The following is a 16,816-nucleotide window of genomic DNA, read 5'->3' as shown; positions in this document are numbered from 1 at the left end:
TTATGAAAGTTCAACTATTCTTAATTTATATCTCTATCATATTTATCGCAAAATCGTTTGCCCAAGAAGATATAACTATAACTTATGACCCTTCAACAAATTTACATCTTGGTGCAAGCATAGATTATAATTCTATATTTGATTCTAAGCAAGACTGCTTCACGAGTTCAGAAAAAGAGTGGATAGACGGAGGAGCTGTAAAAACGGAAGTATCTTCACTTTTTATATCGTCTTACAAAGAAGTCAGTAATGATTTTAAACTTTCTTATCATTCTGACATTAAATCGACATTAAACTTAAGTGATGCACTAAGTGGTGGTGGTTCTTTAACATACGACTTTACCTTAAATCACTATTTTAAGAATATCTCGAATTCAATTTACTTTGTGGTTAAAGCAGAGACAAGCCATGGAAGATTAAAGTTAAAAGATAATAGTCTTAAATCGCAATTTCAAAAACTATTAGATGATGGCAATTTTTCAGACTTTATTACAAGATGTGGTACACATTATGTTAGGTTTGAAACAAGAAAATCTTCTGTGTATGCAATTGTAAGCATCAGTAATATTGAAAAGGAAATCAAAAATCATATAATTTCCAAATATTCAGCAACAGCGAATATCAAAGCTAATGGTTTTGGTTCAGTTGATGCTAAAACAAAACTTGATATAGATAACCTTTTCAAAGAAATTTCTAAGCATGGTCGTGTAGAAATAACATATTTAGCTCAGGGTTCTGAAGGCATCAAGTCATTCAGCCCAGTTGTCACAAGTTCAAGTTCGATTAAAATAAGCGAAATTTTAGAAAACTTAAGTACAACTTTAGCTGATTTTGATAAAGATAAATCGGCACCTGTGGATTATAGATTAGCTTCATTTAAACCTTTTGGCTTATTAAATCTGACCTTGAAAAAAGATAAAGTGACATTTTTGGAAAGAACACAAATAAACCTCAATACTCTATATGATGCCTATAATCAAATACAAGTAATTAAAGATGAAAGATTTGATGATTACTTGTTATATTTTAAAGAGTATGAAATTAAACTTATTGATAGAATCAAGGAAAGTATAAGATTATTAAAAGATTGTTACTATGAAGATAAATTCGATATTTCAAACATACCAGATGATAAAGCATTCATTGATGAAATAATTTGGCCCTCAAGTATATTCAATAATATAGAAGTCGAATATCATCCATTTTATTCAGAAGGAATAGATAAAGATGATAAGCGTAGCCAAATATTGACTTCGCTGTCAATTACAATTTCAGGACAAATTAGACATTCTGATTACTACAAAAATATGATTCCCCTTCATTTTACTGAAGATTTGGAACTTAAGCCTACTAATGGCTATGAAACAAATGAAAACAATCCATCAATCGGCACACCATTTATCCCTGAAAACAAAATAAAATCAAGACCTTTTTTACTTAGGATTGAGACTTTTAATTTAGATATTATTCCAAATTCTTCAGGGCTTATTTTAATTGATAATATTATAATTAAAAAACACAAAGCCTTAACAGAACGTTTAATAAAAAGGAAATATTTAGTCAATGTAGAAACTACGGATGGTAAATATTTTAACCAACCTATAAAGTTTAACTTTTCCGAAGGAGATATTGAAATGACAAGATAACAGCGCACAATAAAGATGTGTATAAGTAATAGCGGTTTAAGTGATAAAACGAAAGTATGAACATAAAAGACAGTGCAAAACCTAAAAGTTAGTAAGTAGAAATCCGCTACGACTTACACACTAGACCGTTATTATAAAACATTCACTACAAGAAAGATAACAACACCTATGACATTATTCATCCTACCCCTCCATCTTCATAGATAATTCGAACCAACGCTCTTCTTTGGTTTCTAAATCTTCTATAATTTGTTGAAGTTCTACAGATTTGTCGTTAATGTCATCTGAAGCCACTTCTCCATTAGCGAATTGTCCTTCGATTTGTTCTTTCTTCTTTTGTAGTTTTTCAATATCAATTTCTAAAACACCAAACTCACGCTTCTCATTATAACTTAACTTTCCTTTTTGAGGTGTTTTTTCGCGTTTCACAGCTTCTTTCTTTTCTGTTTTAGGTTCTGGGTCTTTAGAATCTTCATAAGCTCTAAAATCAGAGTAATTTCCAGGGAAGTTCTCCACGACTCCACTTCCTCTAAAAACAAATAAAGAATCTACAATCTTATCCATAAAATAACGGTCGTGCGAAACTACCATTAAGTTTCCAGGATAATCTAATAAGAAGTTTTCTAAAACATTTAGTGTTACTACATCTAAATCGTTAGTTGGCTCATCGAGAATTAAGAAATTCGGATTCTGAATTAACACCGCACACAAATACAAACGCTTCTGCTCTCCTCCACTTAACTTTTCTACAAAATCGTATTGCTTTTTTCTGTCGAATAAAAATCGCTCTAGTAATTGTGCGGCAGAAATTCTTCTTCCTTTTGTTAACGGAATTTCTTCTCCGAATTCTTTAATCACTTCAATTACCTTCTGCCCTTCTTTAATCGTGATTCCTTTTTGGGTGTAATATCCAAACTTTACGGTTTCACCAACTACAATTTTTCCGCCGTCTAATGGTAATTGTTTGGTTAAAATATTTAAGAACGATGATTTTCCTGTTCCGTTTTTTCCTATTATTCCAATACGTTCTCCTTTTTTGAACACATATTCAAAACCATCAAGAATTACTTTATCATCAAACGCTTTTTTAAGTTTATGTAATTCTACAATCTTGCTTCCTAAGCGTTCCATGTTAATTTCTAACTGAACTTCGTGCTCTTTTCTACGCTGGTGTGCTTTTTGTTTGATTTCGAAGAAATCATCAATTCTAGATTTAGATTTTGTCGTTCTTGCTTTCGGTTGACGACGCATCCAATCTAATTCTTTCTTGTATAAACTTTTCGCTTTACTTAGGTTCGTAGCTTCTAAAGCTTTTCGTTCTTCTTTATTTTGAAGGTAATACGAATAGTTTCCTTTGTATTTATAAAGTTGCCCGTTATCTAATTCTATAATTTCATTACACACACGTTCTAAGAAATAACGGTCGTGCGTAACCATAAACAACGTAATTTTTTCCTTCGCAAAAAATGCTTCTAACCATTCGATCATTTCTAAATCTAAGTGGTTGGTTGGCTCATCAAGAATTAATAAATCGGGTTTATTAATTAAGATAATTGCTAAAGCTAAACGTTTACGTTGGCCTCCAGAAAGTGAACCTACTTTTTGCTGTAGATTATCTAATTTTAATTTTGATAAAATTTGCTTGTATTGTGTTTCAAAATCCCAAGCATTGTGTTGATCCATTAAATCAAATGCTTTTTGATATGCTTCAGCGTCATCTGGATTTTGTAACGCAGCTTCATATTGCTGAATAATAGGAAGGATTTTATTTTCAGTAGCGAAAATCGTTTCTTCTATCGTTTGATTTACATCAAAATTATGTTCTTGAGATAAATATACGATGTGAATTCCTTTTCTACTGATAACTTGCCCCGTATCTGGAGTATCTTTTCCTGCAATAATATTTAAAATTGATGTTTTACCACTTCCGTTTTTAGCAACGAAAGCTATTTTCTGATCTTTATTAATTCCAAAAGATAAATCTTCAAACAAAACGCGCTCTCCATAAGCTTTGGAAATATTTTCTACAGTAAGGTAATTCATGAATTTCTAAATAAAAGACAAATGTAATCATTTCAACTACTATAAAAACAAAAGAGACCGTTTTAAAAAACGGCCCCTTTTACATTCAAAATAGTACAATTATCTAATAACAAAACGTTTGGACGTATTTGTGTATTCGTTGGTCAGATTTAATATGTACACACCAGAGTTTAGTGCGTTTGTATTGATAAATCCGTTCCCTAAATTTCCTTTTTTAACAACTTGCCCTAGCATGTTTACTACTGCATAGTTTGTTTTTGATAAATCTGTGTTTTCTGAAGTTCCTAAAACTTGTAAAATATTTCCTTTTGCAACCGGATTTGGTGCTAAAGTTAATGCCGTTAAAGTATCCTCATCTTGATCTCCTAAAACATCTATTCTTGCTCCGAATTCAACAACAGTTCTTGATGACGAACACGACGTTTCATAAATTTTCACATTCGAGAATGTAGAATTGTTTCCAGAACCAGCATCGTTATCGTTAATAAATACTAAACGATCCATTGCTCCTGTATATGAATCTCCCACAGGAATAACATAAGTTTTAGTTCCACCAGCATAGTTATCGTAATTCGTTACACCATAATTTTGTGTTCCGTGAACTTTAAAATATCTACTTGATGTTAATGAATTATCATTTTCAAAACCAACTCCATGAATTTCTCCTTGAGAAGTACTCGTAAAATCAAATTCAATTACTGTATTTGGTGTAACTGTATAATTTAATGCGATATACTTCCAAGTATTGTTAGTTAATGTTAAAGAGTTTCCGCCTGAACCTACAGATGCATTTCCTGCTGAATCTTGGTTAGAGAAAGATGTTAATGTATAATCATTAAAGTTTAATGTATCACAACCAGGATCTGGATTAGAACCTCCTGAAGTAATATTTACTGTATAATCTTCTACTTCTCCATAAGTAAATGTTTCACAAGAAGTTGGCACACCGTTATATTTCATAGAAACACGCATTCTTGTTGCTCCTTCAGTTGCTCCAGCTGGAACAGTGAAACTTCCTGTTACAGGTGTGTTTCTAGTTGCAGCTTGAGTCCAAACAGTTTCTCCACTATCAGCAAAATCACCATCTTGGTTATAATCTATAAATACTGCATATCCTTCAGCATAAACAGTACCTGTCCATGTCGGTGTGATTGTTATTGAAGCAGAAGAAGACTTACTTAAGTTTGTTGAAATAGAAGTAAAGTTAGAATATCCGTTTCCACTTCCAGAATCATTATTGATGCTTCCTAAAGTTACATTACTAATATATTCGTCACTTACATTATTTCCTTGAGAAGCACAGTAGTTAATTTGTACTGCAGTAGTTGTAAAGTTAGCAGAAGCGCTGTAAGAAGAATTTCCTGAAGAACATTTACTACGAACTTGAACTTCGTATTGAGTTGAAGCTGATAAACCAGAAATCGCTGCTGATGTTGCAGAAACAGCATTTACTGTCCAAGAAGATGTTCCTGTTGCACGATATCTTACGTCGTAAGTTGCTCCTGTTACTGCATTCCAGCTAACTGTTGCTCCTGAAGAAGAAACTCCAGATACAGAAACTCCTGTTGGTGTTGTTGCATTACAAGCAACTGGTGTAAATTTATCAGATAAAGCTAAACTTCTTCTAGATCCTCCCGCTTCTAAAACTGCTCGCATTCTGTTTTTTTGTCCTAATGTAAATAAGTTCATACATCCATCATCTGAATAATCCATGTAGTTTTCTACCATATCTTCAGAACCGCAAGAAGTATTACCAGTAGCACAACCGTAGTTTGCTCCACCAGCAGTTGGTGTATCAGAAACAAAATCGTCTACACCACAACCACCGTCACCCCAAATGTGACGTAAGTTTAAAAAGTGTCCTACTTCGTGTGTTGTTGTTCTTCCTTTATCGAAAGGAGCTGATAAGTAAAATCCAGAACCTTTATCTGAACTTCCAAAATATTGTGGACTCATTACAACTCCGTCAGTAGAAGCACTACCTCCTGGAAATTGTGCATATCCTAGAATTCCTCCACCAATATTACATACCCACATGTTTAAATACTCTGAAGTATCCCATGGGCTAACTCCTCCTTGAGCAGACGATTTCATTGCATCGTTTGTTCCCCAAGAAGTTCTTGTTGATGATTTTCTTGTAATACCATTGGTTGGATTTCCGTTAGGATCGATAGCAGCTAATTGGAATTCTATTTGTGTATCTGCTGCTTGAGACCACTTGTTTGTAGCATCTGAATTTGTTCTTCTAAAATCTTCATTCAATACATCGATTTGCGATTGAATTTGAGCAGTACTAATATTCTCTTGTGAATTACTGTAAATAATATGTACTACAACAGGAATTGTGATGATATCACCATCTATTCTTCCTTGTAATCCTGAGAGTTGACGCAACTTATTCTGAGTAAAACTTTCGATTTGTTGCATTCTGTGTTGTAGTTGGGGGTCGTTTGATTGTCTATATTCTAGGTTTTCCATAGAATGACAATTCCTTCTTTGTTGCGAAAAAATTGTTCCAGCAACAAGTAGAAACAAAAAAGTAATTTTTTTCATTGTTTTTTAAAGGGTTTAATGGTTTATAATAAATAATCAAGTTTAGTGGAGATGTGGGAGGTAACTCGATTATTTAATTTTGTGAAGCTAAAATAGTGAAAACACAAGCAAAACCAAATAAAATGTTAATTTTTTAAAAAATTAAAAACAAAAGAGTTAAAATCATGTTTTAAAAACAAACAAAAACCACAATTACTATTATAAATTTTAAGAATAAATCATGATAAGTGTTAAAAAATTGAAATAACATGGTTTATAAAAAAACTAAGCCCAAGCAAATGCTTGGGCTTAGTCAACAATAAAGGGGATTACCTATGCTTTAATTTTTTACCGATAACTTGGTAACAAATGACTTTTGACCATCATTAACTTCTAAAACATAAATACCTTGATTCAATTTAGAGATATTTACACTGTTTGTTTCTGTAAGTTTCCCTGCTTTAACAACTTGACCAATTGTGTTTACAATTTTATAAGATGTTAAACTTACAGACTTATTATTTGTTTTGATTTGAACATAATCTTGTGCTGGATTTGGATATGCAGTAAATGCAAATCCTTCTTCGTTTCCTAATTCTCTTCCTGCACTAGCATCTACTCTAGTTCCAGATCCTGTAGATACAATGTTAATCGTATAATCTTCTACTTCTCCATCTCCAAAGTTTTCACAAGCTGTTTGTGCTGCATTATACTTCATAGAAACACGCATTCTAGTTCTACCTAATGTAGCATTAGAAGGTACATTAACTGTTGCTGATAAATTATTTGCACTTGATGAAGATCCTGAAACTACTTGCTCAGCACTTTCGAAAGTTCCGTTTCTGTTGAAATCGATCCAAACTGACCAGAACTCTGTATATGCTTGACCAGAGAAACCAGCACTTACGATCATTGTGTTAGAACTTCCTCTAACTAATGTTCCTACTTGCGCAGTAAAATCTCCGTAACCATCGTTAGAACCTGTAGCATTTCTAATACCTCCTAATTCGATATTATCAATCCATTCGAATGAAGAACGGTTTCCACTAGACTCACAATAGTTTACATCTGGAGTTGGTGTTGAACCTCCACCACCAGAACTTGTTTTATCAGATAAAGCTAATTTTCTTCTTTCTCCACCAGATTCTAAATAAGAACGCATTCTGTTTTTTTGACCTGTTGTGAATAAATTCATACAAGAATCATCTGAATAATCCATATAGTTTTCAACCATATCTAAAGATCCACAAGAAGAGTGATTTGTTGTACAACCATAGTTTGGCGCATCTGATTCTGGAGTATCTGATACAAAATCGTCTACACCACAACCACCGTCACCCCAAATGTGACGTAAACCAAAGAAGTGACCTACTTCGTGAGTTGTTGTTCTACCACCGTCGAATGGCGCACGTGCTGTACCAGAAGTACCGAAATATTGATCTGCCATTACAACACCATCGGTAGATTTATCGTTGTCCCAAGGAAATTGTGCATAACCTAAAATAGTATTACCTCTACTATTTGTTAAATCATCTACAATCCACATATTTAAATACTCTTCTGTATTCCATGGATCTACTCCACCTTGAGAAGATTTTTTCATTGTATTATCAGTTAACCAAGTAGACTTAGTTACTCTTTTTCTTGTAACACCAGTAGTAGCATTACCATTTGGATCTACTTCAGCTAAATAGAATTCAATTTGACTATCTGCTGCTTGCGACCATTTGTTATTTGCATCTGCATTTGTTCTTCTGAAGTCTGCATTTAACACATCTAATTGCGACTGAATTTGCGCATTACTGATATTATTTGTTGAATTTGTATATAAAACGTGAACAACTACAGGAATTTGAATTACGTTTCCAACTATTTTTCCTTCTAAGTTATTCAATAATTGTACTCTTTGTTGTGTAAAAGACTCTATTTCTAGCATTCTTTGTCTTAAGCTCGGGTCTTTCTGCATTTTTTCTTCAAAAAGCTCTGTAACGTTACAATTTCGCTTTACAGTAGTTTGAGCCATGAGAGTTGTAGTAAAAAGGAATGCTCCCAAAATTGAAGTAATTTTGTTTTTCATTTAAATAAGGGTTTTTAATGGTTTAATTTTTATTTCACAAAAACTCTTAAATAATTGTTGATTTTGAAAACTTACTAAATAATTTTTGTGAAAAGGGAGGCCGAAAATATATTTTCACTATAAAATAACCAAACAATATCTTAAATATTTAATTATTTTTAATCACTTCTTAATCTATGTTAATAATATTTCAACATAAATAGCAAAAGCCCAAGCAATGCTCAGGCTTTTTTAGAGAAATAATTAAAAAAGGGGATTACCTCTTAACTATTTTCGTTTGAAATTTTTTCTGTCCATCATGAACTTCTAATACATAAACACCAAAACTAAGTTTAGAAACATCTAGTTTTAAACTGTTTAAATTATCATTCTGAACAACTTGTCCCATAGTATTTACAATGGTGTAAGACACCATTTGATCTCGCTTATTATCTGTGACCACAATATCTAAAACATCTGTTGCAGGATTCGGACTTGCAGTTACACTTAATTGTTTTTCATTCCCTAAGAAACTAGCATTCGAAATGTCTGCTTCTTTTAATTCTTCCATACTATCTACATCGATAATATTCAATGTATAATCTTCAACTTCTCCTTCAGAAAAAGATTCACAAGCTGTAGCTTTAGCATTGTATTTCATAGCAACTCGCATTCTAGTTTTACCAAGTAATGCATTTGTAGGAATAGTAATTATTCCATATAAATCGTTTTCATCTGATGAAGAACCTTCTAATACTTTTTCATCTGAATCAAAAGAACCATCTTGATTAAAATCAATCCAAACAGTCCAAAATTCAGTATAACTATAATTCAAGAAACCTGAACTTACAACGATTGGTGTTTCACTTCCTTTAACAACATTTGCCGTTAAATTGGTATAATCTCCATAACCACTGTTATGTGAACTTTCATTTGAGATCTCTCCTACCTCTACTTTATCAATCCATTCATAAGCCGTATTCTCTCCTTTAGATTTACAATACGATATAATCTCTCCTATTGTAGATACCAAAACACTTGAAGAATCAGACTCGTTTCCAAAGCAATCGATAGTTTTTACAGATAATTTATATTCTGTAGCTATATCAAGATTATTAAGCTCTATACTTGAAGTTGTTACATAATCTAAAAATTCATCATTAACATACACATCGTAACCTTCAACATTAACATCATCTATAATTTCATTCCATGCTAATGTGATTGATGTTTCAGAAATTTCTGACGCATGTAAATTCTCTGGTGCAACAGGTTCGTAAGTATCTGGATCTGCATTATAAATCTTTAATGTATAATCCTCTACTTCACCATACTCGAAAGTTTCACAGTTTCTAGGAACCCCGTAATACTTTACAGTAATTCGCATTCGTGTTTCACCTTCTAAAGCAGAATTAGGTATTGTAAAACTTCCTGAAACTAAAGTATCAGTTGTTTTGTTTTGAGTAAATACAACCTCACCTTCATCGTCAAAATCATTATCTTGATTGTAATCGATAAAAATAGCATAGCCTGCTTCGTAATTAATACCTCGTGTCCAAACTGGAGTTAACTCAAAATCAACAACACTAGATTTTAAAACCTTAGTGTATTGTGAAGTGAAATTTGAATACCCATCTTCTGTATTAGAACTATTGTTTATATCTCCTAAAGTCACAGTCCCTAAATGTAACTCGTTTGCATTATTAGCTTTAGATACACAATAAGCATCTTTAACAGGTGTAGTAAACTTTACACATTCACTAAATAAAGATTCTCCAGAAGCACTTGTACTTCTTACTTTTACTTCATATTCTGAATTATCAGATAATTCATTTAATAGTATAGAAGTTCCTAAAACAGAAACTTGATTCCAAGTATCTGTATTTCTAACTCTATATTTTACGTCATAAGAAACACCTTCAACTAAATCCCAAGAAATATTAGCTTCGTGAGTTTTCACATTAGAAACTATTAATCCATCAGGTGTTGTAAGATCATTAGATACAGTATCAAATTTATTAGATTTCGCTAAGTCATGTCTGAATCCTCCTTCCATTAATATTGCATGCATTCTAGCGCTTTGTCCAGATGTGAAAATGCTCATACAAGCATCATCTGAATAATCCATAAAGTTTTCTACCATGTCTTCAGACCCACAAGAAACTGTTCCATGTTGACATCCATGATTTGGTCCATTAGATTCAGGAGTATCACTAACTAAATCGTCAGTTCCACAAACTGTACTATTACCCCAAATATGGCGTAAGTTTAAAAAATGACCTATCTCGTGCGTAGTTGTTCTTCCTTTATCGAAAGGTGCACTTAAATAAAAGTTTGATCCTTTGTCTGAAGACCCAAAATTCTTAGGATTAATTACTACGCCATCTGTTGAAGGTGTACCTCCAGGATATTGCGCGTAGCCTAAAATTCCATTTCTAATATTACAAACCCATATATTTAAATACTCTGCAGTATTCCATGGATTTACTCCACCAGATTTTGAATCTTTCATTTTGTCTTGGGCTCCCCAAGACTTTTTTGTTGTTGATTTTCTTGTAATTCCTTTAGTAGAATTACCATTCGGATCGATTGAAGCCAATCGGAACTGAATTTTAGTATCAGCAGCCTGAGGCCATTTATCCGTAACGTAGGGATTCGTTTTTCGAAAATCTTCGTTCAATACATCTATTTGAGATTGAACTTGATCATCACTAATATTTTCTAAGTCGTTACTGTAGATAATATGTACTACAACTGGAATAGTGATAAGCTGTTGTTCCATTCTACCGTGGAGCTTTTCCAATTGCTGTATTCTCATTTGAGTAAAATTCTCAATTCGATTCAAGTTATCTTGAATCGCGGGGGTCTTTGTTTTTCTGTACTCAAAGTTTTCGTCTGAGTGACATTTTCTTCTTTCTTGCGGAAAGCATGTTAAAGAAAGAAGCATCAGCAGTGTTAAGAACGTATTCTTCATGTCCTCTTGTGTTTGGGGGTTACACATCGATTAGCAATCTAATCCTTGAGGAAGGGGGATACCAATAAAGATACTCATAGGTTAGCTAGAGTTTCATTCTAAAGATAGCAATCTTTTTCAGAAAAAACCACAGCACACTGTAAAATAGGGGTTTATCCTGTTTTTCTGTTTAAGAACATAAAAAAAAGCCCAAACAATTGTTTGGGCTTTTATGATTGGTTGTAAATAATTGAAGGGTTTTATCTTTTAACCAATTTAAGTGTTTTTATTTCTTTCTGTGTATCATTAACTTTTAATATATATACACCAGAGTTTAACTTAGAAATATCAATTCTTTCGCTAGTTAACACTCCTTTTTGAACAGTTTGACCAATTGTGTTCACAATTGTATAAGAACTTAATACAGCATCTCTAGAGCTTAATTTAACCTGAACAAAATTAGTTGCTGGGTTAGGATATGCTGCAACACTTATCGCATCCTCATTACCTAACGCATCTGCATCACTAAATGTTGCAAACAAACTTGAACTTGATGTAGAAGCAACAATATTAATTGTATAATCTTCTACTTCTCCGTCTGCGAAGCTCTCACAAGCAGTTTGTGCTGCATTATACTTCATAGACACTCTCATTCTAGTTTGACCTAAAACAGCATCAGAAGGCACAGCTACGGTAGCAGAAAGGTTATTTGCGCTAGAAGAAGATCCAGAAACTACTTTTTCACTATCTTCAAAAGTTCCGTTTCTATTGAAATCAATCCAAACAGCCCAGAACTCTGTATATGCTTGACCAGAGAAACCTGCGCTTACAATCATACTATTAGAACTTCCTCTTGCTAACGTTCCAACTTGTGAAGTAAAGTCTGAATATCCACTTCCTGCACCAGTAGCATTAGCAATTCCACCTAACTCAACGTTATCAATCCATTCAAATTGTGTTCTATTACCACTAGATGCACAATAAGAAACAGGAGCCGGTGTATCGCTTTCAGTTGTAAATGTTACAGATCCAGCAGCTGACTGATTTCCAGCAGCATCTTGAGCTCTAACCGAAATTGTATATGATGTATCTGCAGTTAAACCTGTAAGGTTTGCAGAAGTACCTGTAACAGTTCCTAAACTTGTTGATCCTTGGAAAACTTCGTAACCAGTAACTCCAACATTATCTGAAGAAGCAGACCAACTAACAGTAGCTGTAGTTTTAGTAATACTTGAAGCCTGAACATTTGAAGGCGCAGAAGGCGCTTGAGTATCAGACCCTGCATCTTCAGCAGTTAATCCTAAGTTATCGATAGCAACATCACTTCTCCATCCATTTCCTGTTGTACCAACGATTCTTAATTTAATTGTTGAACCTAAGTAACTAGCTAAATCTACAGAAACACTATTCCATTGATTTCCTTGGTTGCCAGACTGTGTCCAAATATTTGTCCATGAAGCTCCGTCATTAGAAGAAGCTTGCACTGTTAAACTTCCCATATCTGTACCATACATATGGTTTTGGAATGTAAATGCAGCAGAAGATTTTCCTGATAAATCGAAACATCCACTTTCTAAAATAGCTGTAGCATTATTTCCAATTTGACCTGTACTTCCGTTTGTAGATGCCTCTAAGAACATATAGAAAGATCCATCTGCACCAGAACTTGGTCCTGTTGTACTTGATGGAGTTCCACCACTATCTCTTACCCAGTCACCATCATCACCACCAACTTGAGTCCATCCATCGTTAGATTCAAAACTCTCACTATAAGGTAAAGATTGACAAGCTGCAGGAGCACTTGTTGTAAATGTAGTTGAAGAACTGTAAGAAGAATTTGTTCCATCAGGACACTTACTACGAACTTGTACTTGATATTGAGTTGCAGCTGTTAATCCTGATAAATCTAAAGAAGTTCCAGAAACAGCAGTTGTAGTCCAAGAAGAAGTTCCAGCTACTCTATATCTTACATCATAAGTAGTACCTGCAACAGCAGACCAATTTACAGTAGCTCCCGTTTGAGAAACTCCGTTTACATTAACTCCAGTTGGAGTAGTAGCGTTACAAACAGCAGGTGTACCAGTTACTCCAGTAACAATTAAAGTGAATGCTTGACTTCCACCAGTTAATGTTCCTTTGTGCGTAACTGTAATTGTATAAGATCCTGAAGCATTGCTTACATCAACTCTTTCGTAAGGATCTACATTATTATCTCTTTTTGCATTAGTAGTTGGTCCAGTTAACTCATATGGTAAAAACTGTGTTCCTCCTTTAGAAACTCTAATATCTAAATCGTTAACTAAAACTGGAGTAGTTGAATTCACTGTAGTAACAGCAGTACCAGGTCTATCAGTCCAAGAAATAGAAGCTAATAAAGGGCTAGTTCCATCTGAATCTACAGTAATTGTATATGTTTGACCAGCAGTTAAAGTTAATTCTTCAATTTTAGAAGCAGCTCCGTTAGCTGTAATAGTTTCAGCAGCTCTTTTAGCATTTAAAAGACCCCATCCAAAAACAGCATCTGGACCAGAAGCTCCAGCATCATCAGCTGTATGAAGTGCTAAACCTTTCAAAGTAGCAGCTCTCATGAAATTACCATTCACATTGTTATAATGTTGTTGTAATAATAATAAAGAACCTGCCACGTTTGGAGACGCCATAGACGTTCCTGTAATAGAATTATATGCACTATTACTATTATGGTAAGTAGAGTAAACTCCAGTACCATTACCTGTAATATCTGGCTTAATACGGAAATCATCCGTAGGACCTTCACTACTTGAACTATTAATAGATACAGAAATTAAATTTCCATTTGCATCAATGTTTGCATCTTGTGCATTCGCAACTACTAAATTATTTTTAGAAGTTGAATGCCCTGTTAACTTATCCCATCCAGAACCTCCAGTTGGGTTAGAGTTTGCTGTGTTATCATTTCCATCGTTACCTGCAGCAACAACCATTAAATAGTTTGGTGCGTTAAATAAGATTTCATCCCAAGCTCTTGACTCATCAATATATCCACCAAAGAAGTATTGAGGTAATTGAACTTGTCCTGTATTAGGATTTCTAGCAGCAAAACCATAAGAGTGATTAGACACTAACATTCCGCTTGCTGCAGCACTAGTTGCTTCAGATTGATCGTTATCCCAAAAATAACCAACAGCACTTGCATGTGGTGCCATACCTTTAGCATCTGCTTGTACGCCAGAAGCGATAATAGTACCAGTTACGTGAGCCGCATGGAAATTTAAAGTAGAACTTCCATCACCTACAGAGAAACGGTTGTTTCCTCCTGCTCCATCATATTCTTGGTGAGATGCTCTTGCGATACCACCATCCCAAACGTGAGCTGTCATTCCTTGTCCCATTAAGTTCAATCCTAAAGAACCTCCATTATTTAAATGATTTGTTCTTGTAGATCTTGCAGCATCAACGTTAAATGTTTTATAATAAACTGGGGTTCCGTCTATTACTTTTTGTAATTGTAAGAAAACTCCATCTTTAGTTGTAATAGAAGTTTCCCATCCTTGCTGTTTTGCGATTTTAACAGCTTCTTTTCTCTGTAAATTTTCCTTAGATTCAATAGATTTCTCTATTTTTTGAAGTTTCGTCAGGTTATACTGACTACGAATCTGTTCAATTTGCTTCTTGTTTTGCGCATTAGACTGAAATCCAAGAGACAACAATCCAGCGAAAAGCAATAACTTTGTACAGTAATTGTTTTTCATTTTTGAAGGGTTAAAAAGTATAAGGATTTCACAGTTAAAATAACCTAAATAAATCCTTAAAATTTTGTTAATAGTGGGCCAAATATAATTTTTTTTTGATCTAATCCAAAAAAAATCAGGTTAATTATTTAAAATAGATAGAGTTAACCCTCTTTTTTTAACAAAAACCCATTTTAAAGTCAATTTATATGTTAATAATTAAGGATTTTTCAATTTCATTCAAAGGAATTAAAGTAATTAACAAAATTAACTTTTGTATTTCATCAAACAGCATTCTTGGTATCGTAGGAGAGAGCGGTAGTGGAAAATCACTAACCTCATTAGCCATTATGGGATTGCTACCGAATAGTGCTAATCATACTGGATCTATTCTATTTCAAGATCAAAATCTTTTAACATTATCCGAAAAAGAATTTCGAAAATATAGAGGTAATGAAATTTCTATGATTTTTCAAGAACCTATGAGTTCTTTAAACCCAACAATGACTTGTGGAAAACAAGTTGCGGAAATCTTAAAAATCCATACCTATTTATCTAAAAAACAAATAAAAGAAGAAGTAATAAATCTATTTGAAAAGGTAAAATTACCTAGACCATCTAAGATTTACAATTCATATCCTCATGAAATTAGTGGTGGACAAAAACAGCGTGTAATGATTGCTATGGCTATTGCTTGTAAACCAAAATTATTAATAGCAGATGAACCTACAACTGCTTTAGATGTTACGGTTCAGAAGGAAATTATTGCGTTACTGAAAGAATTACAATCTGAAACAAAAATGAGTATTTTATTCATTTCTCATGATTTAAATTTAGTTTCAGAAATTGCGGATGATGTTGTTGTAATGTATAAAGGAGAAATTATTGAAAAAGGAAATGCTGTTTCAGTTTTTAAAAATCCGAAAGAAAATTATACCAGAGCTTTAATCGGATCAAAACCTAAGGAAGATATCCGCTTAAAGAAACTTCCAACAGTAAATGACTTTATTGAAAACACTGTTAAAAATGAAGAATTTACAACTGAAGAAAGAAAAGCTTATCATGAAAAAATATACAACTCCTCTCCTATTTTAGAAGTTAAAAATTTAAAGAAAGAATTTATTTCTGATTCATTTTTATTTTCAAAACCAAATATTGTTAAAGCTGTAAATGATGTATCATTCTCAATTTATGAAGGCGAAACTTTAGGTTTGGTTGGAGAATCTGGTTGTGGAAAAACCACGTTAGTCCGCACTATTTTACAATTAGAAAAAGCAACGGCTGGTCAAATATTTTTTGAAGGAAAAGACATTACACTACTTGAAAAGAAAGAATTGAAAAAAATGAGAAAGCTTATACAAATCATTTTTCAAGATCCTTTTTCTTCATTAAACCCTAAAAAGACAGTTGGTGAAGCTATTTTAGAACCTATGATAGTTCATAACATACTTTCTAACAACAAAGAAAGAAAAACTTATGTATTAGAACTTTTTAAAAATGTTGGTTTAGATGTTTCTCATTTTGATAGATATCCTCATGAATTTTCCGGAGGGCAACGTCAGCGTATTGGTATTGCAAGAGCAATTGCTTTACAACCAAAATTACTTATTTGTGACGAATCTGTTTCAGCATTAGATGTATCCATTCAAGCTCAAATTTTAAATTTATTAAATGAGTTAAAACTTAAATACAATTTCACTTATATATTTATTTCTCACGATCTAGCTGTAGTTAAATATATGTCCGATCAACTTATCGTAATGAACAAAGGCGAAATTGAAGAAATTGGAGACGCAGATGATATTTATAAAAACCCTAAAAAACTATATACAAAAACACTTATTAATGCTATTCCTAAAGGAATTTAACTCGCTTA

General features: G+C 33.2%; 7 protein-coding genes. 2 read left to right on the top strand and 5 right to left on the bottom strand.

The annotated features are described in order from the left end of the window. Positions 1-2 precede the first annotated feature (2 nt). Entirely contained in the window at positions 3-1,646 is a 1,644-nt protein-coding gene (locus tag Q1A15_RS04235) for a hypothetical protein (protein ID WP_299619260.1), read from the top strand. Between the two features lie 183 nt (positions 1,647-1,829). On the opposite strand, the gene Q1A15_RS04230 is transcribed toward Q1A15_RS04235, so the two are convergent. From Q1A15_RS04230 to Q1A15_RS04210, 5 genes are all read right to left on the bottom strand, one after another. Beyond that, on the bottom strand, positions 1,830-3,689 hold the full coding sequence (locus Q1A15_RS04230) for an ABC-F family ATP-binding cassette domain-containing protein (RefSeq protein ID WP_299619257.1): 1,860 nt from the start codon (positions 3,687-3,689) through the stop codon (positions 1,830-1,832). Between the two features lie 99 nt (positions 3,690-3,788). After that, positions 3,789-6,242, bottom strand: coding sequence for a GEVED domain-containing protein (locus Q1A15_RS04225; RefSeq protein ID WP_299619254.1), 2,454 nt, complete (start codon positions 6,240-6,242; stop codon positions 3,789-3,791). 319 nt (positions 6,243-6,561) lie between these two features. Continuing rightward, positions 6,562-8,298, bottom strand: a complete 1,737-nt coding sequence (locus tag Q1A15_RS04220) for a GEVED domain-containing protein (RefSeq protein WP_299619250.1) — start codon at positions 8,296-8,298, stop codon at positions 6,562-6,564. A gap of 256 nt (positions 8,299-8,554) precedes the next feature. Then, positions 8,555-11,251: a GEVED domain-containing protein gene (locus Q1A15_RS04215; protein WP_299619247.1), complete on the bottom strand. Its 2,697-nt coding sequence runs from the start codon at positions 11,249-11,251 to the stop codon at positions 8,555-8,557. A 239-nt stretch (positions 11,252-11,490) separates the two neighbouring features. Then, positions 11,491-14,961, bottom strand: coding sequence for a S8 family serine peptidase (locus tag Q1A15_RS04210; RefSeq protein ID WP_299619244.1), 3,471 nt, complete (start codon positions 14,959-14,961; stop codon positions 11,491-11,493). Positions 14,962-15,149: 188 nt separating this feature from the next. On the opposite strand from Q1A15_RS04210, the gene Q1A15_RS04205 reads away from it, so the two are divergent. Beyond that, positions 15,150-16,808, top strand: a complete 1,659-nt coding sequence (locus Q1A15_RS04205) for an ABC transporter ATP-binding protein (RefSeq protein ID WP_299619242.1) — start codon at positions 15,150-15,152, stop codon at positions 16,806-16,808. The last annotated feature ends 8 nt before the right edge of the window (positions 16,809-16,816 follow it).

Source organism: uncultured Tenacibaculum sp. (assembly GCF_947495995.1).
Lineage (GTDB): Bacteria > Bacteroidota > Bacteroidia > Flavobacteriales > Flavobacteriaceae > Polaribacter.
Note: the sequence above shows the minus strand (reverse complement) of the source record. Positions and strands in the feature narration are given on the sequence as shown.